Source organism: Amycolatopsis aidingensis, from assembly GCF_018885265.1.
In the GTDB taxonomy this organism is placed as follows: Bacteria; Actinomycetota; Actinomycetes; order Mycobacteriales; family Pseudonocardiaceae; genus Amycolatopsis; species Amycolatopsis aidingensis.
Window position 1 is genome coordinate 3,573,351 of the sequence record NZ_CP076538.1, and the last position, 22,978, is coordinate 3,596,328.

The 22,978-nt window shown below is 70.1% G+C and carries 20 protein-coding genes; 8 read left to right on the forward strand and 12 right to left on the reverse strand.

Features of this window, described 5'->3' with window-relative positions:
* Window positions 1-41 precede the first annotated feature (41 nt).
* The 3 genes from KOI47_RS16340 to KOI47_RS16350 are packed head-to-tail and all read left to right on the forward strand — an operon-like array spanning window position 42 to window position 3,984.
* The gene (locus KOI47_RS16340) at window positions 42-878 is read left to right on the forward strand and encodes an ABC transporter ATP-binding protein (RefSeq protein ID WP_408629941.1); all 837 of its coding nucleotides are present in this window, start codon (window positions 42-44) and stop codon (window positions 876-878) included.
* Complete coding sequence (locus KOI47_RS16345) at window positions 875-1,861, forward strand: ABC transporter substrate-binding protein (RefSeq protein WP_216216797.1); 987 nt, start codon at window positions 875-877, stop codon at window positions 1,859-1,861. The genes KOI47_RS16340 and KOI47_RS16345 overlap by 4 nt, the downstream gene beginning before the upstream one ends.
* Window positions 1,858-3,984: an iron ABC transporter permease gene (locus tag KOI47_RS16350; protein WP_216216798.1), complete on the forward strand. Its 2,127-nt coding sequence runs from the start codon at window positions 1,858-1,860 to the stop codon at window positions 3,982-3,984. The genes KOI47_RS16345 and KOI47_RS16350 overlap by 4 nt, the downstream gene beginning before the upstream one ends.
* Window positions 3,985-4,102: 118 nt before the next feature.
* Here the strand turns inward: KOI47_RS16350 and KOI47_RS16355 are convergent, their stop codons facing one another.
* From KOI47_RS16355 to KOI47_RS16365, 3 genes are all read right to left on the reverse strand, one after another.
* Entirely contained in the window at window positions 4,103-5,707 is a 1,605-nt protein-coding gene (locus KOI47_RS16355) for a carboxylesterase/lipase family protein (RefSeq protein WP_216216799.1), read from the reverse strand.
* A 95-nt stretch (window positions 5,708-5,802) separates the two neighbouring features.
* Entirely contained in the window at window positions 5,803-6,630 is an 828-nt protein-coding gene (locus KOI47_RS16360; protein ID WP_216216800.1) for a hypothetical protein, read from the reverse strand.
* Window positions 6,631-6,721: 91 nt separating this feature from the next.
* Complete coding sequence (locus KOI47_RS16365) at window positions 6,722-7,840, reverse strand: lipase family protein (RefSeq protein WP_216216801.1); 1,119 nt, start codon at window positions 7,838-7,840, stop codon at window positions 6,722-6,724.
* A gap of 287 nt (window positions 7,841-8,127) precedes the next feature.
* On the opposite strand from KOI47_RS16365, the gene KOI47_RS16370 reads away from it, so the two are divergent.
* Together KOI47_RS16370 and KOI47_RS16375 are read left to right on the forward strand one after the other, a co-directional pair.
* On the forward strand, window positions 8,128-10,434 hold the full coding sequence (locus tag KOI47_RS16370; RefSeq protein WP_216216802.1) for an ATP-binding protein: 2,307 nt from the start codon (window positions 8,128-8,130) through the stop codon (window positions 10,432-10,434).
* 45 nt (window positions 10,435-10,479) lie between these two features.
* Window positions 10,480-11,148 (forward strand): TetR/AcrR family transcriptional regulator, encoded by a 669-nt coding sequence (locus tag KOI47_RS16375; RefSeq protein WP_216216803.1) that lies wholly within the window; start codon window positions 10,480-10,482, stop codon window positions 11,146-11,148.
* Between the two features lie 91 nt (window positions 11,149-11,239).
* On the opposite strand, the gene KOI47_RS16380 is transcribed toward KOI47_RS16375, so the two are convergent.
* The 7 genes from KOI47_RS16380 to KOI47_RS16410 form a co-directional block, all read right to left on the reverse strand.
* A complete protein-coding gene (locus KOI47_RS16380) occupies window positions 11,240-11,848 on the reverse strand; it encodes a DUF6801 domain-containing protein (protein WP_216216804.1) in 609 nt (202 codons plus the stop codon).
* A 229-nt stretch (window positions 11,849-12,077) separates the two neighbouring features.
* Window positions 12,078-13,709, reverse strand: coding sequence for an amidohydrolase (locus KOI47_RS16385; protein WP_216216805.1), 1,632 nt, complete (start codon window positions 13,707-13,709; stop codon window positions 12,078-12,080).
* Window positions 13,706-15,175, reverse strand: a complete 1,470-nt coding sequence (locus KOI47_RS16390; protein ID WP_216216806.1) for a purine-cytosine permease family protein — start codon at window positions 15,173-15,175, stop codon at window positions 13,706-13,708. The genes KOI47_RS16385 and KOI47_RS16390 overlap by 4 nt, the downstream gene beginning before the upstream one ends.
* Window positions 15,169-15,339: a hypothetical protein gene (locus KOI47_RS16395; protein WP_216216807.1), complete on the reverse strand. Its 171-nt coding sequence runs from the start codon at window positions 15,337-15,339 to the stop codon at window positions 15,169-15,171. The genes KOI47_RS16390 and KOI47_RS16395 overlap by 7 nt, the downstream gene beginning before the upstream one ends.
* A gap of 1 nt (window position 15,340) precedes the next feature.
* Window positions 15,341-16,294: a nitrilase-related carbon-nitrogen hydrolase gene (locus tag KOI47_RS16400; RefSeq protein WP_216216808.1), complete on the reverse strand. Its 954-nt coding sequence runs from the start codon at window positions 16,292-16,294 to the stop codon at window positions 15,341-15,343.
* Window positions 16,285-17,352 carry an agmatine deiminase family protein gene (locus KOI47_RS16405; protein WP_232376778.1) on the reverse strand — a complete coding sequence of 356 codons (1,068 nt, stop codon included), beginning with the start codon at window positions 17,350-17,352 and terminating at the stop codon, window positions 16,285-16,287. Before KOI47_RS16405 ends, KOI47_RS16400 begins: the two co-directional genes overlap by 10 nt.
* Before the next feature lie 5 nt (window positions 17,353-17,357).
* A complete protein-coding gene (locus KOI47_RS16410) occupies window positions 17,358-18,794 on the reverse strand; it encodes a gamma-aminobutyraldehyde dehydrogenase (RefSeq protein WP_216216809.1) in 1,437 nt (478 codons plus the stop codon).
* Between the two features lie 218 nt (window positions 18,795-19,012).
* Here KOI47_RS16410 and KOI47_RS16415 point away from each other — a divergent pair, with 218 nt between their 5' ends.
* Together KOI47_RS16415 and KOI47_RS16420 are read left to right on the forward strand one after the other, a co-directional pair.
* Complete coding sequence (locus KOI47_RS16415; protein ID WP_232376779.1) at window positions 19,013-19,498, forward strand: Lrp/AsnC family transcriptional regulator; 486 nt, start codon at window positions 19,013-19,015, stop codon at window positions 19,496-19,498.
* Between the two features lie 172 nt (window positions 19,499-19,670).
* Window positions 19,671-21,062, forward strand: a complete 1,392-nt coding sequence (locus KOI47_RS16420) for an aspartate aminotransferase family protein (protein ID WP_216216811.1) — start codon at window positions 19,671-19,673, stop codon at window positions 21,060-21,062.
* Between the two features lie 37 nt (window positions 21,063-21,099).
* Here KOI47_RS16420 and KOI47_RS16425 read toward each other — a convergent pair whose 3' ends face one another.
* Together KOI47_RS16425 and KOI47_RS16430 are read right to left on the reverse strand one after the other, a co-directional pair.
* On the reverse strand, window positions 21,100-21,459 hold the full coding sequence (locus tag KOI47_RS16425; RefSeq protein ID WP_216216812.1) for a hypothetical protein: 360 nt from the start codon (window positions 21,457-21,459) through the stop codon (window positions 21,100-21,102).
* Window positions 21,460-21,494: 35 nt separating this feature from the next.
* Window positions 21,495-21,857 carry an MmcQ/YjbR family DNA-binding protein gene (locus KOI47_RS16430; protein WP_216216813.1) on the reverse strand — a complete coding sequence of 121 codons (363 nt, stop codon included), beginning with the start codon at window positions 21,855-21,857 and terminating at the stop codon, window positions 21,495-21,497.
* Between the two features lie 395 nt (window positions 21,858-22,252).
* Here KOI47_RS16430 and KOI47_RS16435 point away from each other — a divergent pair, with 395 nt between their 5' ends.
* Window positions 22,253-22,930 carry an AfsR/SARP family transcriptional regulator gene (locus KOI47_RS16435; RefSeq protein WP_216216814.1) on the forward strand — a complete coding sequence of 226 codons (678 nt, stop codon included), beginning with the start codon at window positions 22,253-22,255 and terminating at the stop codon, window positions 22,928-22,930.
* Window positions 22,931-22,978: the final 48 nt, after the last annotated feature.

Below are 22,978 nucleotides of genomic sequence, written 5' to 3' on the forward strand. Positions count from 1 at the left end.
TTCCTGACTTAGGTTAGGCTACCTTTCTGCGCGTGGATGAGATCGTAGCCGGCGCGAGCGCCGGGCTCGACGGGCGTGACCTCGACGTCGGCTATCGCGGCGTCCAGGTCGTGCACGCCGCCTCGATCCGGCTGCGCCCCGGGGTCGTCACCGCGCTGGTCGGGCCGAACGGCAGCGGCAAGTCCACCCTGCTGCGGGCGCTGGTGCGGCTGCACCGGCCGACCGGCGGTGAGGTGATGTTCGGCGACGGCACTTCGGCGCGGTCGTTGACCGCCAAGGAGTTCGCCCGTCAGGTGACACTGCTCGCGCAGAGCCGCCCCACCCCGAGCGGGGTGCTCGTGCGTGATGTCGTGGGCTACGGCCGTCACCCGTATCGGGGCCGGTGGCGTGCCGACGACCCCGGCGGGCCGACGGCGATCGCGTACGCGATGGAGGTCACCGGGATCACCGGCATGGCCGATCGCCCGGTGGACGAGCTGTCCGGGGGAGAGCGGCAACGCGCCTGGCTGGCCACCTGCCTTGCCCAGGACACCGACGTGCTGTTGCTGGACGAACCGACCACCTTCCTCGATCTGCGTTACCAGGTGGAGATTCTCGACCTGATCCGGGATCTCGCCGACCAGCACGCCGTGGCCGTCGGAGTGGTCCTGCACGACCTCGACCACGCCGCCCAGATCGCCGACGAGGTCGTCCTGCTGCAGGAAGGACACGTTCGCGCCGCCGGGGAGCCCGCCGAGGTGCTCACCGAACCGCACCTCACCGAGACCTACGGCATCCGGATCGAGGTGACCCGCGATCCAGGGACCGGTGCGATCAGCACCCGGCCCGTCGGCCGGCACACAGCACAACCGAAAGCGACAGGAAGCAGGCAACGATGATTCGACGCCGTTTCGCCGCACTCGCGGCGTTGGCCGCCGTCACGCTCAGCGCGTGCGGCACGACCGAGAACGCGGGCGGCGCCGCCGAGGACGCCACGGAGAAGCCGGCCGGTGGGCCGGTGACCGTCACCGACAGCCGCGGCAAGGAGATCAAGCTCGACGCCCCGGCGAGCAGGGTCGTGGCCCTGGAATGGGGCGAGGCCGAGATGCTGGTGACGTTGGGCGTGATGCCGGTCGGTGTCGCGGACACCGAGGGCTACGGCACCTGGGTCACTTCCGAGAAGCTCGACGATTCGGTGCGGGACGTCGGCACCCGCACCGAGCCCAGTGTGGACTCCATCGTCGCGCTCAACCCCGACCTCGTCGTGATGGAGAAGACCCGCGAGTCCAACCTCGTTCAGCAGCTGGAAGAGTTCGTGCCCGTCCTGGTGGCCAAGGGCAGCGACGCCTCGGACAATCTGCAGCGGATGCGCGAGGACTTCACCATGATCGCCGCCGCGGTCGGCAAGGACGCCGAGGCCAAGCAGGTGCTCACCGACTTCGACGCCGCGCTCGCCGAGGGCAGGCGGAAAATCGCCGCCGCGGGCGCCGCGGGGCAGTCCTTCGTCATGGCCGACGGCTGGCAGGACGGCAACGCCATCTCGATCCGCCCGTTCGGTGCGGGTGCGCTGGTGTCCCAGGTGGCGATCCAGCTCGGCCTGAAGAACGCCTGGCCGGGCGACGTCGACGAGGTGTGGGGGCTGGGCCAGACCGACGTCGAAGGTCTGACCACCATCAAGGGCGAGGACGTGCGGTTCCTGTACAACGCCTCCGACGGCACCGACCTCTTCGCCGAAGGGCTGAAGGACAACCGGATCTGGAACTCGTTGTCCTTCGTCCAGGGCGGCCGGGTGCACAGGTTGACCGACGGCATCTGGACCTTCGGCGGGCCGAAGTCCTGCGAGCAGTTCGCCGACGAGATCGTCCGCATCTACACCTCGTGACCCGCACCGCTCCTCCGGCGACCGGGGCGTCCACACCGGACGCCCCGGCGCCGCCCGTGCGGCCGATCCGGGTCACCGGCGTGTATCTGGTGGCCGGGACCGGCGTGCTGCTGCTCGCGATGGTCCACCTCACCCAGGGCACCTCCACGGTGGACGTCGGTGACCTGCTGCGGCTGCTCGTCGGTGCCGGCGAGGAGCGAACCGTGGATGTGCTGCTCGCCTCCCGGTTGCCGCGGATGCTGGCCGGCGTGGTGGTCGGCCTCGCCCTCGGCGTCGCGGGTGCGGCGCTGCAATCCATCGCCCGCAATCCGCTCGCCTCCCCGGACACCCTCGCGGTGAACGCCGGTGCGCACCTGGCTGTGGTGCTGTCCGCCGCCCTCGGCCTTTCGATTGCGGGGACCGGGTTCCTCGGCGGGCTCGCCGCGCTCGGGACCGCGTTCCTTGGCGGGTTGATCGCGGCCGCGCTCGTCCTGCTGCTGTCCGCGGGCGGCGCCACCGGCCCCACCCGGCTCATCCTCGCCGGCACCGCGATCATGCTCGCGCTGCAGTCGCTCACGTTCCTGTTCCTGTTGCTCTACGAGCAGGAGACGCACGGCCTGTTCGCCTGGGGCAACGGCTCCCTTGTGCAGACCGACCTCTCCGCCGTGCTGCGACTGGCCCCGGTCATCGCACTGGGCATCCTCGGCTGCTGGCTGCTCGGGTACCGACTGGACATCCTCGCCCTCGGCGACGATACCGCCGCCGTCACCGGTGTTCCCGTCGCCCGCACCCGCGTGACTGCGGTGCTGCTCGCCGTGCTGCTGGCCGCCGCGGCGGTCACCCTGGTCGGGCCGCTCGGCTTCGTCGGCCTGTCCGCCCCAGCCATCGCCCGGCTCGTCGCCACCCGCATCCCCGGCCTCGGCAGGCACCGGCTGCTGTTCCCCCTGGCGGGCCTCACCGGGGTGCTGATCGTGCTCGCCGCCGACATCGCCGTCCGGGCCGCGCTGGGCGGTCAGGCCGGGGTCGACATCCCTACCGGGGTCGTCACCACCATCCTCGGCGCCGCCGTGCTGGTGTGGCTGGCCCGCCGCCTCCGCGACTCCGGCCCGACTCGCAGGCAGGCCACCGGTCATACCGGGGCCCTGCGCTCCACCCGCGGACATCAGGCCGTCCTCGCCTGCTGCGTGCTGCTGGTCGGCGCTGCCCTGGTCGCCGGGATGCTGCTCGGCGACACCATGGTGCTCACCGGCGACGTCGCCAACTGGCTCGCCGACCGCACCGGCACCGCCCTGACCTTCGTGCTGGACCAGCGCTACCCCCGCGTCCTCGGCGCACTCCTGGCCGGTGCCGCCCTCGCGGTGGCGGGCACCACCGTGCAAGCCGTGTGCCGCAACCCTCTTGCCGAACCCGGCATCATCGGCATCACCGCGGGCGCAGGCCTCGGTGCCGTCGCCCTGATCACCTTCCTGCCCGTCGCGGGCACCTGGACCATGACCGCGGTCGCAGGCACCACGGCCGTGCTCACCTTCGCGCTGGTCTACGGCCTGTCCTGGCGGGGCGGGCTGGACTCCGACCGGCTCGTCCTGATCGGCATCGGCACCTGGATGGGTGCCAATGCCGTCATCACCTTCCTGATCGTCGCCTTCGACCCGTGGAACACCGCCAAGGCGCTCACCTGGCTGTCCGGTTCAACCTACGGCCGCACCGCCGAGCAGATCCTGCCGGTCGGCCTCGCGCTGCTCGTGCTCACCCCGGTGATCGTGGCCGCGCGCCGCGAGCTCGACCTGCTGGCCCTTGACGACGACACCCCCCGCGTCCTCGGCGTCCGGCTCGAGCCCGCCCGTATCGTCGCGCTCACCGCCGCCGCGTTGCTCACCGCCACCGCGGTCTCCGCCGTCGGCGTCATCGGGTTCGTCGGACTCGTCGCGCCACACATCACCCGCGCCCTCGTTGGTGCCCGGCACTCCAGGGTGCTCCCGATCGCCGCCCTCATCGGCGCCCTGCTCGTCTCGGCCGCCGACACCATCGGCCGCACCGTCATCGCCCCCGCCCAGATCCCAGCCGGACTCCTCATCGCGCTCATCGGCACTCCCTACTTCGTCTGGCTGCTCTGGCGCACCCGCCTCAGTGCCAACGGCCGCTGAACTGTCCGGTGTTACTTGCGCAGCAACGTTTGCCTGCACCGTCGGTCTTGACTTTGCGTGTCTGCACGACCCTGGCCCAGGTTTGTGCGTTCATCAGGGCCCTGCGTGTGTTTCCTCCTCAGGATGCCCAGAACGCGCACTGGTGTTCCCGGCCGAGGTCGACCCGGCGGATTCCGCCGCGGCCGGGGGCCAGCGACTGCACGTACGCTCCCGCGCGGAACCCGGGCCAACCCGGGGCGCCGTGGCCGTTCGGGTTGCCGGTGCGTGCGAAGCGGGTCCAGTAGCCGAGCATCCGCTCGGACAACGTTCGCTGCTCGGGGGTGAGCGCGCCCGGCTCGGCCAGCCCGCCGAACAGGTACAGCAGTTCGGATCCGTGGTAGGCCCCGAGCGGGAAGCTGGGCTCAGGGAAACCGGCCAGCGGCGGGGCGTCCCGGTCGGCGAACTCGTAGCCATAGGTGCGCACGTGGCCGGTCAGCAGCCGGTCGGTCGCCAGCGCGGGGCAACTCCACGAGTGATCGGTCAGCACCGCGGCCAATGCCTCACTCGGCGACCCGTAACGGCTCAGCGGGTAGCGGGCGAACACCTCGTCTGCCTTGGCGCCGAATGCCTCTGTCACCTGCCCGCGGAAGTCCGCCTCGGTGAGCGGGTGCCCGGTAAGCTGTTCGACAACGGCCTGGAACAGCCGGTGCTCGTCCCGGGTGGTGCCCTGCATCACCGGCACCTGGTGGAACCGGCCGGTGGTCAACGCCCGCTGCGGATCCCGTGGGAGCACGGGTCCACCGACCACCGGCGCTAGGTGGAACGTGTTCGGTGGAATCGACGCCATCAGCTCCCGTACCGGCTTGGCGCGCAGGCAGACGGCCGCACTCGCCGGGTCGGTGCAGCCTGCCAGCCGCGCGATCTCGGTACCTGTCCGCTCGGCGTCCGTGCGTTCAGGGTAGACCGAACCGAGTCCGGGGAACCGCGTCGTGCATGGTCCACTTTGGATGATCGCGCGATGGAAGAGGCCGGCCGCGAGAGGTGAGGACAATTGGGTGCACACGCTCATTCCGCCCGCCGACTCACCGAACACCGTGATATTTCCGGGGTCCCCGCCGAAGGCAGCCGCGTTCCGCTGCACCCACCGCAAGGCGGCCTGCTGGTCTTCGATACCGAAGTTCCCGGAAAGGTGCCGTGCGGGACCACGGTTCAGCGCGGGGTGGGCGAGGAAACCGAACACCCCGAGCCGGTAGTTGATGGTCACCAGCACGACGTCACGGCGCGCCAGAGCCGCGCCGCCGTACATACTTCCGTTGCCCTGGGTGAAGCCACCGCCGTGGATCCACACCATCACGGGCAGTCCACGGCCGCGGGTGTGCCGTGGCGTGGTCACGTTGAGATACAGGCAGTCCTCGTTGGCACTGGGCGGTTCGCCCACCGCGCCCGGTGGTTGTGGGCAGGGGCTGCCCGGCTCGGTCGCGTCTCGCGGCTCACTCCACGGCGCCACCGGGCGGGGCGAACCCCAGCGCAGTTCCCCGACCGGCGGTGCGGCGTACGGAATGCCCTGGAACGACCGATGGTCCTCGGCGACGGTGCCGCGCAGCGGCCCGCTCTCGGTGTGCACCACCGCCGGATCCCCGCCGCCTGCGGGATCGGCGCTCGCCGGCGCACCGGCGCTCGACCCGGCGATGGTCAAGCAGGCCACCAGCAGGGGCACCAGATGGCGGGTGAGTCGGTCGCGCATGACGGCCCCCTCCACATCGCCGATGGCTCCATCCTGCCCGACCGCGCAGGAAACGGCCATACCGAGACGCCCGGGGGCTGCGGCAGCGGGTGCGGTCAGCCCTGCCAGACGGTGAGGCGGCTCATCCGGACACCGGCACCGTCCAGGTACATGCCGATCGGCTTGTTGTCGTAGGTGACGCCATTGACCACACCGGGCGCGGAGCCCGGTGGAGTCCGCAGGAGGAGCCGGTCGTCGGAGTTGTCCTCGGCCATCCGCCGGTAGACCGAGATCCGGTCGCCGTTCCAGCTCACCTTGAACGTGCGGTAGGTGCCCAACGGGGTCGGGTACTCCACCTGCCCGAGCCGGGTGTACTCGTGTGCGTACTCGCGATAGACCGTGATGTAGCCGCTCTCCCTGATCAGCAGTACCACGTAGTTGTAGTCGTTGCTGTGGTGGCCGACCTGGATCTTCAACCCGCCGTTGGCCGAGCGCCGCACCCCGCCGATCACCTGGCCGCCCTTCGGGTCGTACCACAGCGTGCGACCCCGCACGACCACCGACATCGGCTGACGGAAGCTACGCCGTGAGCGCACCCGCACCCGGCGCACGTTGTGTCCCCAGTCGCCGCGATGGAACGGGTCGAGGTAGCTTCCGTTCTCCACCGAACCGAGCTCGCCGTTGTGCACCCACAGCCCGCCCCGCACATTGGTCGCGGAATAAGTGACCAGCTCCGGGCTGTCGGAGAAGTTGCTGTCGTTGCGCTGGCTCGTCGCGCCGCGGAACAGGTTGTATCCGGTGCCTGCCGCCGCCACGCCGGGCACGACCAGACCGGTCCCGCCTGCCATGGCCGCGCCACCCGCGGTGAGCAGACCCAGCCGTAGCATGGACCGCCGGTCCAGTGTGCGCTCGCCTTCGGTGCCGATCGCATCGTGCTGGTCCACCAGGACCCCCCGTTCCCGAGGTACAGCCTGCGTGGGAGGCGATGTTACCCGATTTTTCGGGCGCCGGACAGGGCGCCGGCCCGGTGGACGGCTACCCTCGGCCCGCGAGCAGGCTGCGGACGAACGGCGTGGTGTCGGGCAGCGAGGCCGCCATCGTGCCGCCGTGGTCGGCCGGATAGGTCCGGTACGTGTACGGCTGCCCGTTGGCTTCGAGATCGGCGACCAGCTGCTCGGTGAGGAAAGGCCACGCGGTGGTGTCCTTCGCACCATGGGCGATGAAGAACGGCCGGTCGTAACCGCTGGTCGGCACGGTGTAGATCGCATCCCAGGCTTCGCGGAACGGCGCACCGAGCTGCTTGGTGAACATGTCGCCGAGGTCGGTCCCCGCCATCCGGGCGTACATGTCCGCATGGCAGAGCGTGTCCGCCTGCGCGAGCACGGACTCGCCGAAGGGGGTGAGGTAGGAACGCAGGTCGAAGCCGGGCCGGGCGGCCCGTAGCCCGGCCAGGATGTAGGCGAGATAGGTCTTCATCCCGGTACCGAGCAGTGCGGGCGGCACCTCGGGGCCGATCACGGGCACCAGCCCCTGGAGATTGGCCGGGACGCCGGTGGCCACGGCGCCGCGATAGTCCAGTTCCGGTGCGTACCGGGTGGCCAGGTTCGCGGTGAACATCGCGGCATGGCCGCCCTGCGACTGGCCCACCACGACCCAGCGGCTGGACAGCGCCGGAACGATCGAGCGAGCCGCGCGCACGATGTCGATGACGCCGTAAGCCGCGGCGCGGCCGTCCAGGTACGGGTGCACGCCCCGGGTGCCAAGCCCGGCGTAGTCGGTGGCCACGATCGCGTAGCCCTGGGCCAGCCACGCGGCCAGATACTCCATGTCGCGCGGGCCCCGGCCGGCGGCCGATGGGGCACACCCGTCGCCCAGCCCGGTCGTGCCGTGTGCCCAGGACAGCACCGGCCAGCCTGCCGCGGGGGCCGGTCCCTCCGGCAGGAACACCGAGCCGCTCACCGGCGCAGGCGAGCCGCCGGCACCGGTGGACCGGTAGGTGAGGTTGAACGCCTGCCCCGAGCCAGGAACCCAGCTCTCCGGCGGCAGCGGGCTGATATCGAGCACCGTTCCCGGCCCGTCCGACGGCAGCTGCGGCCGCGCCGAGGCCGACGTGGCCGCGCTCGCGGCCAGCAAACCCACCGTGATGGCCGCCATCAGTGTCACCCTGCGCGAAAACCCGGCCATGACCTTCCTTTCGTGTCACCGATACCAGCTCAGTGTCCGGCGATGGCCACCCGATCGGCATCGGGAGAACTACGTACCCGGAGAAATTGTCACCTCATTGAGCGCCGGGATTCCGGATTTTCGGCGGAAGTGAGCGCGCAAGATCAATCCTTGCCAGTCAAATTGAAGAACTGTACAGTACGCCGAGTACCAGTGAATACTTCAAATTCGTCCCCCGCCTCGCGTTCGCCCGCATCGGCGGATTCTCGGAGTAGCGCATGACGGCCGTTGCCGAGCCCGGCGTACGGGGCCTGCCCATATGGCGGACCAGCTATGTGGGCAGAAGCCGCGAGGTGGCCGAACTGCGGAATCTGCTGGCCGCCGAGCGGTTGGTGACCGTGGTGGGTCCACATGGGGTGGGTAAGACCCGGCTGGCCGTGCAGGCCGTTGCCGAGCCGGCGGCGACCATGCCGGACGGGGCGGCGTTCGTCGGACTGGCCGAGCTGACGGATGCCGGGCTGGTTGCGAACACGATCGCGGTGGCGCTCGGGCTGCGTGGCCAGGCAGGGGCCGAGGAGCAGACGTTGCTGGCTGCCCTGCGGGAGCGACGGATGGTGCTCGTACTGGACAACTGTGAGCACCTGATCGAGGCCTGTGCCGAGTTGGCCACCGCGGTGGTGCGGACCTGCCCCCGGGTGGCCGTGCTGGCCACCAGCAGGCAGCCCCTCGATGTGGCCGGTGAGCACCTGCTCCCGCTGTCGCCGCTGGCCGTGCCGGACCCGGACGGTATCGCCTCGGCGGACGAACTCCAGGAATATGACGCGGTGGCGCTACTCGCGGACCGAGTCCAGGCCGTCCTACCGTCCTTTGCGGTCACCGAGGACAACTACGCGGACGTGGCGCGGCTCAGCCAGGGGCTGGACGGCCTGCCGCTGGCGATCGAGCTGGCCGCGGTCCGTGCTCGCTCGCTGTCGGTGCGGCAGCTTTCCGACCGGCTGGCCGCCCGGCTCTCGTTGCTGACCGGCGCCGTGAGTGCCACTCCACTGCGACAGCGCACCCTGCGTGGCACTGTGGACTGGAGCTACGGGTTGTGTACGCCGGAGGAGCAGCTGGTGTGGGCGCGGGCCTCGGTGTTCGCCGGTTCCTTCGACCTGGAGGCCGCCGAGTGGGTGTGCGGTGGCGACGGGGTCGAGCCGGAAGCCGTGGTGGACCTGATCGCCGGCCTGGTCGGCAAGTCCGTGCTGGCCGCACAGGAGCATGCCGGTGAGAACCGGTATCGCATGCTGGAGTCGTTGCGGGAGTACGGCCGGGAGCAGCTGGCTGCCGAGGATCTGCTGCGGGTGGCCCGGCGGCACCGGGACTGCTACGCGGCCCGGGCCGGTCGCCTACGTGCGGCGGAGGGGACAGCGGACGCGCTGCCCCTGTGCCACCGGCTGCGGCCCGATCATCCGAATCTGCGGGTCGCCATCGAGTTCTGCCTGCGTACCCCGGGCGAGGCCGATCCCGGTATCGCGATGACGACCGACCTGCACCTCTACTGGCAGATGTGGCGACTGCTCGCGGAAGCCCGGACCTGGCTGGACCGCCTGCTGCCGCATGCCACGTCCGGCGGGCCGCGAGCCTGTCTGGCACTGCTGTACAGCGCGGACTATTGCCTGCACGAAGGCGCGCTGGAGCGCTGTGCCGAACTGGTGGCCGAGGCGGACGGCATCGCCGCCCGCCTCGGCGATACGTCCCTGGTGGCACGGGCGGCGTTCACCGCAGGGTTCCTCGCCGAGTGCCAGGGCGAGCCCGGTCGCGCAGCCGGAACCTTTTCGATCGCGGTGGACGGGTTCCGCGAGTTCGGTGACCGGCGGGGAGAACTCGTCGCCATGATCCACCACGGCTGGAGCACCGGCTTCTCCGGCGACCCGGATGGTGGCAGAGCCCTGCTGCGGGAAGGCCTGGCGCGCAGCAACCGGTACGGCGACCGCTACGCCCGGCTGTACCTGCTGGCCGGCCTGGTCATGATCGAGGCCGAGTTCGGTGCCGCGGCGACGGCCGCACGCCACCTCCGGGATCTGGTGACGGCCACCGAGGAGGCCGGATTGGACCGCTGGGACGTCGAATGGTTATCCAGCGCGGGCTGGGTCGCCGGCCGTCTGGGCGCGCATGCTCGCGCCGCCACCCTGTACGGGATCACCGAAACCGCCTGTCGTATCCAGGGCATCGCCCTGCACACGCTGGCCGCTTTCGAGGTACCGAACGACCGGCATGTCCAGCGCACTCGTGCAGCCCTCGGCGACCACGAGTTCGAGCAGCATTTCACGGCAGGCGCGGCCATGTCCGAACGCGAGGCCCTCCGCTACGCTCGCAGCACTGTCGGCCCACCACCCGTACCATCGACGGGCACCGAACCCCTGACCCGACGGCAACGTGAGATCGCGGAACTCGTCCGCCAGGGCCTGACCAACCGCCAGATCGCCAAGCGGCTCGCCATCTCCCAGCGTACCGCCGAGACGCACGTCGCCCACATCATGACCAGACTGGACCTCACCAACCGTGCCCAGATCGCCGCCTGGACCGCCCGCGGGCACGGCCGGTAAGCACGGAAGATTGCGCTGGTGAGCGAGCATCCGACAGTGTCAGGCGTGGAGGCTTTCGCCTCCATCGGGCAAGGACTGCCGAGCCGGCACCGGCTCACGCGCGCCGAGGTCGAGAAGTCCCAGCGCAATCGCATCGTGGTCGCGTTCCTGCAGGTCGCCGCGGAGAAGGGGTACGCCGCGGTCACGATCGGCGACATCGTGGAACGCGCCGGGGTGTCCCGGCAGGCGTTCTACCAGCAGTTTTCCACGAAACAGGATTGTTTCGTCGGCGCCTTCCGCGCGGCGGCGAAGCTGGCGCTGGGCTCGATCACCCGGCCGCTGAGCGAACTCCCTTACACCGACTGGCGGACCGGGGTGACGGCGGCGCTGGACAGCTACCTGCGAGCGATGGCGGCGGCTCCGAAAGTGACCTGGACGATGCAGATCGAGTGCCTGGCCGCGGGCCCCGAGGTCGCCGCTCTGTACCACAAGGCGGTCGGCCGGATCGCCGAGCTGTACCGGATCACCTACAACCAGGTGGTGCGTGGCGAGGACCCGAGCAGGCCGGCACTGCCGGACGAGACCTTCGACATCCTGGTCGGCGGCATGTCGGACCGCATCCGCCACTGCCTCTACACCAAGGGGGCCGAGGCCATCCCCGAACTGATCCCGGACTTCGGCGCGACCATCATGGCGATCTTCGGTGAGAACCTCGACCCCGCCGCCCGGCCCTGAGCACGCCGCTCCAGGTGATCGAAGTGGGAAAGGTTCTGGGGCGCCCCGGAAGGGACGCCCCAGAACCTCGTTGTCGGCGGCCGCGGTCGGCTTACTTGACCTCCACCGTTCCGAGCGTCCCGTCCTGGTCCGGCGGGTCGAAGGTGAGCTCGTTGTCGAACTCGCCGAGCGCGCCATCGGTCACCAGGTACGCGCTGACGTCCGGGTCGAGTGCGATCTCGGCCGGGCCGGTCGGGATGCCGTCCGGGACCGGGAACTCCACGGTACCGTCGGCCTCGAAGGTGAACGGTCCTTCCGCGGGCATCTCCATCGGCACGATGGTCAGCGCGACCGGGATCTGCACCGACTGGCCGTCGCTCACGGTGACGGTGATCGAGGCGTCGATATCACCGGAGACGTTCTTCGTACCGACCAGCCGCAGGCCGTCGCCCGCGTTCTGGCCGGCATCCACGTCGATGTGGACCGGCGCGGTCACGGTCTCCCCGCGGGTAGCCGACGCCGGGATGTCCGTCTCCACGTGGACCGCGACCTGCTGCTCACCGATGATCGGGAAGGAGCCCTTGAAGGTCACGTCCTTCTCCACCGGATCGGCGTGCGCCACACCGGCGCCGGACATGCCGACGGCGACCGCGGCGAGGGCCGCGAGAACTCCCGCCTTCGTTGTTCGGCTGCCGGCCTTCTTTACCATGGTTGCTGTCACTGCAGTTCCTTCCTCGATGAATGAACCAGTCGACGTCGTCGCAGGGACTTCGCCCATCCCGTGTTTACGGGGGAGCCCAGAATGCCCCGCTCGGTCCAGTCGAGACATCGGTATAAGTACGTAGCGGGCCAAGAACCGGAGCTGGAGTAGAATGTGGTTCATGTTCCATTTCCGGATTCGAATCCGGTACGTACCTCGTTACGTATTTCTACCGAGTTCAGGAACAGGCTCAGGTGATGGTTCCGCCCGGCGGCCATACGGTGCGGCCGCCGACCACCGTGCGCAGTACCCGCGCGCGCAGCAGTGCGTCCGGTTCCTCCTCGAACGGATCGAGGTCGAGCACGACGAAGTCCGCCAGCATCCCGGTGCGCAGCACGCCGAGGTCCGGCTCGGCACGGCAGGCCCATGCCGAGTCGGCCGTGCCGTGCGTGATCGCCGCCAGCAGCGGCAGCGCGAACTGGGGTTGCCGCGCGGGAAGCTCCGGATCCAGCGCCGACCTGCGGGTGTGCGCGATGAACATGTTGGGCAGCGGCGGATGCGGAGCGGTAGGAGCGTCGGTGCCGAACGCCAGGCGCGCGCCCGCCCCGGTCATCTCCGGCCAGGCGAACCCCCGTTCGGCCCGCTCGTCGCCGAGCATCGCCGCCCAGTTGTCCCGGATCGCCGGGTCGGCGTGCACCGGCTGCATGGAGGCCGTGACCCCGAGTTCGGCCAGCCGGGGGACGTCGGCGGGATCGACGTACTCGAGATGCTCGATGCGGTGCCGGTTGGGCGAAGGGCCGTTGATCCGGCGTGCGTGCTCGAGTGCGTCGAGCGCGATCCGTACCGCGCGGTCGCCGATGGCGTGCAGTGCCACCTGCAGGCCCGCCGCGTCCGCCGCGGTGACCACCGGGGCGAGCGAGTCGAAGTCCCAGATCGGCTCGGCGTTGTCGCCGCCTGCGTACGGTTTCAGCATCGCCGCCGTGCAGCCGTCGATCACGCCGTCCACCACCAGCTTGACACCGGTGACCCGGAACCGGTCGGAGCGGTGCCGCGCGGACAGCTCGGCGGCCCGCCGTACCTGGGCCAGCTGCCGGTCCGGGTCGGGGTCGCGGGGGACGAACCAGTGCCCCACCATGCGCAGCTCGAGCTCGCCTCCGCGCTCGGCGCGTTCCACCGTGGCCAGGCCGTGCTCGTCGAGCATCATGTCCACCGCGCAGGTCACGCCGCTGGAGAGGTAGGCGGTCATGGCTTCCCGCAGGTGCCGGTCCCGGTCGGCATCGGTGGCGGTCTCGGCGAGGAACTTCCAGGCGAGCTGTTGTGCCGCGGTCTCCTCGAGGTGCCCGGTCGGTTCACCGGTGACCGGGTCGCGGACGATCCGGCCGCCCGGCGGGTCGGGCGTGTGCCGGGTGATACCCAGTTCGGTCAGCGCGGCGCTGTTGAGCCATACCGAGTGATAGTCGTTCGCGTCGAGGTACGCGGGCCGATCCGGGATCATCTCGTCGAGCAGCGCCCGGTGCGGCCTGCCGCCCGGAACGGCCGAGAACAGCCAGCCACGGCCGAGAACCCGCGGGGCACCGGGATTGGCCTCGGCCCACTCGCGCAGGCGCTGCCGGATGCGCTGCGGGTCCCCGGCGTCGGTGAGAGGCGCCCGCAGCCCCGCCTCACCGGTCGCCAGGACATGCGCGTGCCCGTCCACGAAACCGGGCAGCACCGTCCTTCCCCCGAGGTCCACCCGGGGACCAGCGGTGCCGCGGGCCGCCGCGTCGGCGTCCGAGCCGACGAACTCGATCCGGCCGTCGCGGGTGACGATCGACTCGGCCCACGGCATCGAGGCGGCGCCGGTGAACACCCTGCCGCCGGAGTACCACACGTGATCACTCATGGCGCCTCCTCCCGATAGCCACCCTTGCCAGCAGGCCGCACCCACGCCAGCGTCAGCACGGTGTGCACCGCGGCCGTGACCAGGAAGGCGGGCAGCGATGCCGAGGTGTAGGTGAATACGCCCGCCGAGGAGAACGTCACCGGGTTGAGCAGCAGCGAGTAGGTCACCGCACCGGCCGCGACCGCGAGGAACGCCGCCGGGTTGAAACCCCACCAGAACGAGTACCGGGAGACGCCCTCGGGCTCGTACAGGTCGCGCAGCCACAGGGTTCGCCCGCGCAGCAGCGCGAAGTCCACCAGGTACACCGCGGTCAGCGGGGCCATGACCAGTCCGACCCAGGCGATGAACTTGAAGAAGTTGTCGTAGAGGGCCGTCGGCCAGAACACCACGACGGCCGATGGCAGGAACATCAGCGCCACGAACAGCGGCCAGGGGAGCCGGCGCACGGCCGACCCGCCCGCCCTGATCACGGCGAGCGCGCCCGAGTAGGTCTGCGCCACCATGCTCGTGACGTTGGCGACCGCGATGAACAGCAGCGCCAGCACCCCGAGCAGCACCCCGCCCAGCGGCACCATCCACATTGTCGGGTCGATCTCGCCGAGCGCGAGCGCGGCGAACGTGCCGATCAGACCGGCCACCACCGATGCGGCGAAGAGGCCGATCATGTTGGGCCAGAACGCCGTGCGCGGGGTGGTGGTCAGCCGGGCGAGGTTGCCCATAATCGTCCACCAGGAGAATCCGGTCGCGAAGCTCAGTTCCAGCGCGAGGGTGAAGTTCAACCGGTCGTCGCCGAGCGCCGCCACGGGCTGGGCGGCGTTCAGCTCGGTCCAGGAATGGGCGCGTAGCAACGCGATCAGCATGACCACGGTCAGCACGGCCAGCAGCGGAGCGACGATCTTGTTGACCCATTCGATCGAGACCGGACCGCGCGCCACGATCAGCCAGGCCAGCACCAGCGCCAGCAACGACATGGCGACGACCATCCAGCTGTCGGGGGCGAAGGTGGTACCGAATACCGAGTTCAGCACGTTGGTGACCGCGCGCCCGAACATGACCGCCAGCACCGCGTTCCAGCCCGCCTGCGCGAACGGCATCATGACGGCGATCAGCGTGCGCACCCCGTTCAGCCCGAAAACCGTCCGCAGGGCGGTGTACTGCTCGACGCCGTACTTGGCCGATGGCAGGCAGGTCGCCGCGGCCATCAGGACGACGCCCACCAGGTTGCCGATGACGGTAGCGGCGATGGCGGTCCTGACCCCGGCGAACATCGCGATCGTGCCGCCGGTGAGGAAGGCCCAGGTGGCGATCGCCAGCCCGACGTTGACCGAGGTGAACTGCCAGAAACCCCAGATGCGCTCGTGCCGCAGCACCGGAAGCTCGGTGAACTCGCCCGCGTGCCCGGAAGCCCGCCCTGCGGCGGGTGGCGCGGGACCGGCGGCGGGGGAGTGGTTCGCCGGCGTTACCACGGGTAGCCCCAGGCCAGCAGGGCGGTGATGAGCCCTACGGCCAGCACGGCCAGCACGGTGAGGTCGCGGCTGGGCAGGCCGGCCCTCGCCGGGTCCGGATAGGACGGGTCGGCCAGCAGGTCGAGCCTGCGGTCGAGTTCTCGGCGGAACTCCGCGTTGTCCATCTCAGCCTCCGATCGGCCGGGTGAGCGAGGTGTAGGTGTCGGGTCGGCGGGTGTCCAGGAACGGGAACAGGGTGAGCCAGTCCCGCCGTTGGTCGAGGTCGAGCGGCGCGACCAGCACCGTGTCGGCGTCCCGCGGAGCCGAGGCGAGCACCCGCCCGTAGGGGTCGGAGATGAAGGACGAGCCGTAGAAGGTGAGCGTTCCCTCCTCGCCCCACCGGTTGGGGACGACCATGAACGTGCCGTTGGCGATCCCGTTTCCGACGATGACCTGCCGCCACAGCGGCTGCGTGTCGAAGCCGGGGTGGTCGGGCTCGGAGCCGATCGCGGTCGGGTAGGCGAGCACCTCGGCACCGGCGAGCGAGTAGGCCCTGGCGACCTCGGGGAACCACTGGTCCCAGCAGGTCGGCAGGCCGAGCCGGGCGGCGGGCCCGCCCTCGGCCGCGGGCAGCTCCACCACCGGGTAGGGGTCCGGCCCGGCTGGCCCGCCGCGGAAGTAGTGGTCCTCGTAGTAGCCCGCGGAGACGGGGATATGCAGTTTCCGGGTCCTGCCGAGCAGCCGCCCCTCCGGGGAGACCAGGATGGCGGTGTTGTACCCGAGCCCGTCCGGACCGTCCGCCCGTTCGTACAACGAGGCGTGCACCGCGACCCCGGTGTCGGCGGCGGCCTTCGCGGCGAAGGTGAACGTCGGCCCGGTCTCCAGCTCCTCCGCGGTGGCCGTCGCGGCGCCGGTGCCGGGGCGGCGGTCGGCGGGATAGCGGGAGAGCGTGAGCTCGGGCAGGAACACCACCTGTGCCCTGGCCCCGGCGGCGGTGCGGATGCCGTCGAGCAGGACGGCCTCGTGCTCGACGTGGTCGGCGTGCCAGCGGGTCTGCACGAGGCCGACGACCAGTGGCCTGCGCGTCGGTTCGGTGACCCGCGCCGGCGATCCGGGAATCCCGGCTGTGCTCAGTCGCATGGTGGAGCTCCTCGGCGTCGTGCGGCGGGCTGCTGCTGGGTGATGCAGTGGATGCCGCCGCCGTGGGCGAAGATGCCGCGCGCGTCGACGAACTCCACGGCGCGGCCGGGGAAGGCGCGGCCGAGTACCTCCGCCGCCGCGGCGTCCCGCGGGTCGCCGAAGGCGCCGAGCACGAGGACGTCGTTGGCGAGATAGTGGTTGACGTAGGAGTAGTCGACGGGCTCGCCACCGGGGTCGAAGCTCTCCTCGGGCGCGAGGAGTTCCACCACCCGCAGCCGCCTGCCCCCGGCGTCGGTGCTCGACCGCAGGATGTCCGCGATCTCCCGGCATACCGTGAAGTCGGGATGCGCCGGATCGGTCTGGGTGTGCACCGCGACGACCCCCGGCCGCAGGAAGCAGGCCACCAGGTCGACGTGTCCCCGGGTGCCGTAGGCCTGGTAGTCGCGGGTGAGACCGCGCGGCAGCCAGATCGCGGTGGTGGTCCCGAGCCGGGCGTGTATCTCGGCCTCCACCTGCTCGCGGGTCCAGCCCGGATTGCGGCCGGGATCGAGCTGGACGGTCTCGGTGAGCAGCACGGTGCCCTCGCCGTCGACCTGGAACCCACCACCTTCCATGGTGAGCGCCGACCGCCGCACCGGGTACCCCGCCAGGCCGGCCACGGTGGCGGCGACGCGGTCGTCCCTGGCCCAGCCGGCCCAGCCCTGGCCGCCCCAGCCGTTGAACGCCCAGTCCACGGCGGCCAGCCCGGTGTGCGCCGAGTCCTCGTGCACGAAGCTGGGTCCGATATCGCGCATCCACGCGTCGTCGAGCGGAATCTCCAGGACATCGACATCGGGGCGCAGGAGTGCCGCGGCGGTCGCGCCCTGCCCGGCTCCGGCGACCATGGTGACCGGTTCGTAGGCGGCGATGGTGTTGGCGACCCGCGCCCAGCTCCGCCTGGCCGCGGCGAGCGCGGGCGAGTCCGGTTCGCCGAAGGTGCCGTTCGGCGGGGGAAACGCCATCCAGGTCCGTTCGTGCGGGGCCCATTCGGCAGGCATCGAGGGCTGGGCGGTGGTCACCGGCCTCACCCCTCGATACTGGTCATGACGTGCTTGACCCGGGTGTAGTCCGCCAGGCCGTACAGGGAGAGATCCTTGCCGTAGCCGGAGTGCTTGAAGCCGCCGTGCGGCATCTCGGCGGCGAGCGGGATGTGCGTGTTGATCCAGACGCAGCCGAAGTCCAGCCGCCGGGACATCCGCATCGCCCTGGCGTGATCGCGGGTCCACACTGAGGAGGCCAGCCCGTACTCGACGTCGTTGGCCAGCCGCACCGCCTCCTCCTCGCCGGTGAACCGTTGCACGGTGATGACCGGCCCGAACACCTCGTCCCGGACGATCTCGTCCCCCGGACGCAGTCCGGAGACCACCGTCGGCGCGTAGCAGAAACCGCGTTCGCCCACCCGCGTGCCACCGGTGTGCAGCTCGGCGTGGCCGGGCAGGCGGTCGACGAACCCGGCGACCCTGGCGAGCTGGGTGGCGTTGTTCAACGGGCCGTAGGCGACGTCCGGCTCGGCGGGCGGCCCGGTGCGTACCGCCCGTGCCTTCTCGGTGAGCGCAGCCAGGAAGTCGTCGTGCACACCCGCCGCCGCCAGTACCCTGGTGGCCGCGGTGCAGTCCTGGCCCGCGTTGAAGTACCCCGCCTCGGCGATCGCCCCGGCCGCGGCCTCGATGTCCGCGTCCGCGAAGACCACCACCGGTGCCTTCCCGCCCAGCTCCAGGTGCACCCGCTTGACGTCGGCCGCCGCCGCGCCCGCGACCTCGATCCCGGCGCGGACCGAACCGGTGATCGACACCTGTTGCGGAATCCGGTGCGCGGCGAGTTCCCTGCCGGTGTCCCGGTCGCCACAGATCACGTTGAGCACCCCCGGCGGCAGGAACTCGGCGGCCAGCTCGGCGAGCAGCACGGTGGAGGCCGGGGTGGTGTCGGATGGCTTGAGCACTACCGTGTTCCCGGCCGCCAGCGCGGGTGCGATCTTCCAGATGGCCATCATCAGCGGGTAGTTCCACGGGGTCACCTGCGCGCAGACGCCGATCGGCTCGCGCCGGACGAACGAGGTGAGACCGGGCAGGTACTCCGTCGCCGCCGTGCCCTCCAGCACCCGCGCCGCGCCCGCGAAGAACCTGAGCTGGTCGATCGCCATCGGCAGCTCCTCGCTCCGGGTGAGCGCCAGTGGTTTGCCGGTGTTCGCCGACTCGCAGCGGACGAACTCCTCGGTCCGGGACTCCAGCGCGTCGGCGATCCGCAGCAGCGCGCGCTGGCGCCCGGCCGGAGTGCTGTCCCGCCAGCCCTCGAACGCGGTCGCCGCCGCGGTACACGCCTGGTCCACATCGGACTTGCCGGACAGCGCCGAGGTGGCGTACACCGTCCCGGTGGCCGGATCGACGAGGTCCAGGGTGCGTCCTTCGGCCGAGTCGGTATGCCTGCCGTTGACGAGGTTGCGGAAGGTCTGTTTGTCACTCATCGGTTCTCCCTGGCCCAGTGGCGACGTCCGGAAGGAAGGGCGGTGTGTGACGCATGGAACAACACGGAATCAGCAATGTCAACGCCCTATATGGAACGAAATCAGTCGTCCTGGCGTGCCAGAACGGCGGATCCGCTTGCCGGTGGATGCCTGGCCGACCTCGTCCGGCCGGGCGTGGCGCCATGGCCGACGGTAGCCCCGGTGGAGATAATGCGCCGGTGAACAGGAAGAACCCCGCCGCCGAGCGCAGCTCGGCCACCTTGCTCGACGACACCTCCAAGCGGATCATCGAACACCTGCAGCAGGACGGCCGCCGCCCGTACTCGACGATCGGCCAGGCGGTCGGCCTGTCCGAGGCGGCGGTCCGGCAACGAGTCCAGCGGCTTTCCGACGCGGGCGTGATCCAGATCGTGGCCGTCTCGGATCCGATGCAGGTCGGCCTCTTCCGGCAGGCGATGATCGCGATCAACGTGGACGGCCCGCTGGAACCGGTGGCGGACGCGCTCGCCGAGCTGGCCGAGATCGACTACGTGATCATCTGCGCCGGCCGGTTCGACGTGCTCTGCGAGGCCGTATGCGAGGACGATGCCGCCCTGCTGGATCTGATCTCCAACCGGATCCGCACCCTGCCCGGTGTGCGCAACGCGGAGACCCTGATGTACCTCAAGCTGCGCAAGCAGTCCTACCAGTGGGGCACCCGCTGACCAGTCGTCGCGAAATCCGTTGCCGCCAGCCTTGAATGGCAGCTATTTCGTGGCTATGAGCGCTCTGCGCAACTGATTCCCTTGCGCGGGGTCGGTATGTGTGCGATAACGGAGGTGACCAAGCGGGCCGGGTGTCGAACCGGCGGCCGTACCGACTCTCCTGCGAGGGACCATGACTGTCACAGCCGCATCCACCCCGGCCGAACCGGACGGCCTTGCCCGCTCGGCCGGCGAGCACCTGTGGCTGCACTTCACCCGGCACTCCGGCTTTGCCGACGCGCGGATCCCGGTGATCGTGCGTGGCGAAGGCGCCTACCTCTGGGATTCGGGCGGCAAGCGATATCTCGACGGCCTGGCGAGCCTGTTCGCCGTCCAGGTAGGACACGGGCGGGAGGAACTGGCCGAGGCGGCAGCGCGGCAGATCCGGCAACTGGCGTACTTCCCGCTCTGGGGCCAGGCACACCCGACCGCGATCGAACTGGCCGAGCGGCTCGCCTGCGCGGCCCCCGGCGACCTCAACCGCGTCTTCTTCACCGTCAGTGGCGGCGAGTCCGTGGAAACCGCGTGGAAGCTGGCCAAACAGTACTTCAAGGTGACCGGGAAACCCACCAAACACAAGGTGATCAGCCGCTCGCTTGCCTACCACGGCACCTCGCACGGCGCGCTGTCCATCACCGGAATCCCGGCCGCCAAGCAGGACTTCGAGCCCCTGGTTCCCAGTGGTCTGCGCGTGCCGAACACCAACTTCTACCGGGCGCCCGAACACGGCGACGACTACCAGGCGTTCGGCAGGTGGGCCGCCGACCAGATCGCGCAGGCCATCGAGTTCGAAGGGCCGGACACGGTCGCGGCCGTGTTCCTGGAGCCGGTGCAGAACACCGGTGGCTGCTTCCCGCCGCCACCCGGATACTTCCGGCGGGTCAGGGAGATCTGCGACCAGCACGACGTGCTGCTGGTCTCCGACGAGGTGATCTGCGCGTTCGGCAGGCTCGGCCACGAGTTCGGCGCCGCCCGCTACGGGTATCAGCCAGACCTGATCACCACGGCCAAGGGACTCACCTCCGGTTACGCGCCACTGGGCGCGGTGCTGGCAGGCGAGCGGCTGATGGAGCCGTTCCGGCACGGCACCACCACGTTCATGCACGGCTCAACCTACGGCGGCCACCCGGTCTCCTGCGCCGTGGCGATGGCGAACCTCGACCTGCTGGAACGCGAGCACCTCTACGAGCACGTGCTGGCCAAGGAGGGCTTGTTCAAGTCGACCCTGGACGAGCTGACCGACCTGCCGATCGTCGGAAACGTCAGGGGCGCAGGGTTCTTCTACGGCATCGAGCTCGTCAAGGACAAGGCAGGCAAGGAGACCTTCACCGCCGAGGAATCCGAGCGAGTGCTGCGCGGTCACCTCTCCAGCGCCCTGTTCGAGGCCGGGCTGTACTGCCGCGCCGACGACCGGGCCGAGCCGGTCATCCAGCTCGCCCCGCCACTGATCTGCGACCGGCCGCAGTTCGACGAGATCGGGCAGATCCTCCGGGACGCGCTGACCGAAGCCTGGAAGATCCTGTAGCGACGGGCCGGACCGCGGGGCCGCTCCCGCGGTCCGTTCAGCCGCCTTCGCGCCGGCGAGTCCGTTTCGCGCCTCGACACTCCGAGAAGGCCAGCAGGGCCAGCAACGTGCCGCCGCCCGCCAGCGTGTATCCCAGCGCCTGGTGACGCGCCCTGGCGTTACGGCAGTCCACGATCTGTTCCCAGACTTCCCGGCTGACGAACCGCTTCGTCGCGCCAGTCCAGGGGCGATCGGCTCCCAGCAACCGGTCGAACCCCACGGAGCGCTCCAGCGCCGTGCCGCAGGCGGTCACCGAGCGCGCGGCGGGGCCGGATGGCGTGACCGGTGCCGACAGGACACCGACCGCCCCGATACCGCAGGCGATCGCGGCCAGGACAAGCCCGTAGCACAGGCGCATGGCCGTTACTTTCGCATCCTCGCCGGGAGCAGCGCTCAGGCGGGGTTTGCCGAGGTGGACGGCAGCGGGTGTTCCTCGGCGAGCGCGTCCGGTGCCGAGAGGCGCCATGCCTCATAGAGCAGCTCGCCGAGCTCGTCCGCGTCGATCTCCGGCAGGTGGACGACGACCCAGCCGAACCCGCCCGCGGTGAACTGCACCTCGAACACCTCGGGCCGCTCGGCCACCAGGGCCACCTGCTCGGACAGCAGTTGCTTCAGGCCCACCGTGCTGGTTCGCGGCCAGTGGTAGCCGAAACGCTTGCCGCGCACGCTGAATGACGTGTAGTCCCGCGCCTTGGCACTCGTGACCTCCGCCAGGTCGCGCACCATCCGCAGGAACTGATCGTCCGAAACACCCATGCGGATCATTCTTGCGTACCCCACCGACAGCCTGCTCGCTCGCGCCGCCGTACCAGCGGGCTTGAGCAGGGAGCACCCTTCGTCCCAGGAACACCGATGGACCGGGCGGTGGGGAATGGCTGAGCTGCGGTCGCGGTGCGCGGGGCTGAGAAGTTGGGTAAAGTTTGGGACTCTTCTTGGCCATCGAACCACCGCACCCGCCTGAGCGTGCCATATTCAGTTGTGGGTCAATCGACCGACACCGGCCGCCCGTAAATCGCACTAGCGTCGGCGCTATCAATTTGTGAAACGTAGGGAGTAATACGGTGTCGACGTTTCCGCGTATCGGTATTCTTGGCGAACTGGATGTACGTAACGGTGATAATGTAATACCGTTTCCGGCCGGGAATCTCCGGGTGTTGCTGGCCACGCTGGCCTTGCGCGTCGGGAAACCGGTGGAACGCGACGAGTTGATCACCGCGATCTGGCCGGACGATCCGCCACCGAGTGCGCAGGCCACCCTGCGCGGCTACGTCAAGCGACTGCGCAGGGTCCTGATGACCGGCGCCGGCGAGGAGATCTCCGCGGTGCGGGCGACCGATGGCGGCTACGTGCTGTGTCTGCCCGAAGACAACGTCGACCTGGTCCGCTTTCGCAGGCTGGTCGCGCTGGCCGCGGTGCGCCGTGACGTGTACGGCGAGCTGCCCCTTCTCCAGCGGGCCCTCGCGCTGTGGCGGGGCCCCGCGTTCGTCGACGTCAGCAGCCCTGCGCTGCGCCCCGGCGTGGTCAACACGCTGCACGAGGAGTACCTGCGGGCCAGGGAGCGGGAGGTGGAGATCCGGCTGCGCCTCGGCCAGTACGGGTGGCTCATCCCCGAACTGGCCGCCCTCGTCGCGGACAACCCCTTACGGGAAACGCTGTGGTACCAGCTCGTGCTGGCGCTGCACCTGAACGGCAGGCAGGCCGAAGCGCTCGCCCACTACGAGTCGCTGCGCGAGTTGCTCGCCGACTCGCTCGGCACCGACCCCAGCCCGCTCATGCGGGACCTGCACCAGCGGATTCTGTCCGGGAAGCCGATGCGCACAGCATGCTGAGCCGGCTATCACGTAAAGATAACAGATCAATAAATGCGTGCCACGGGC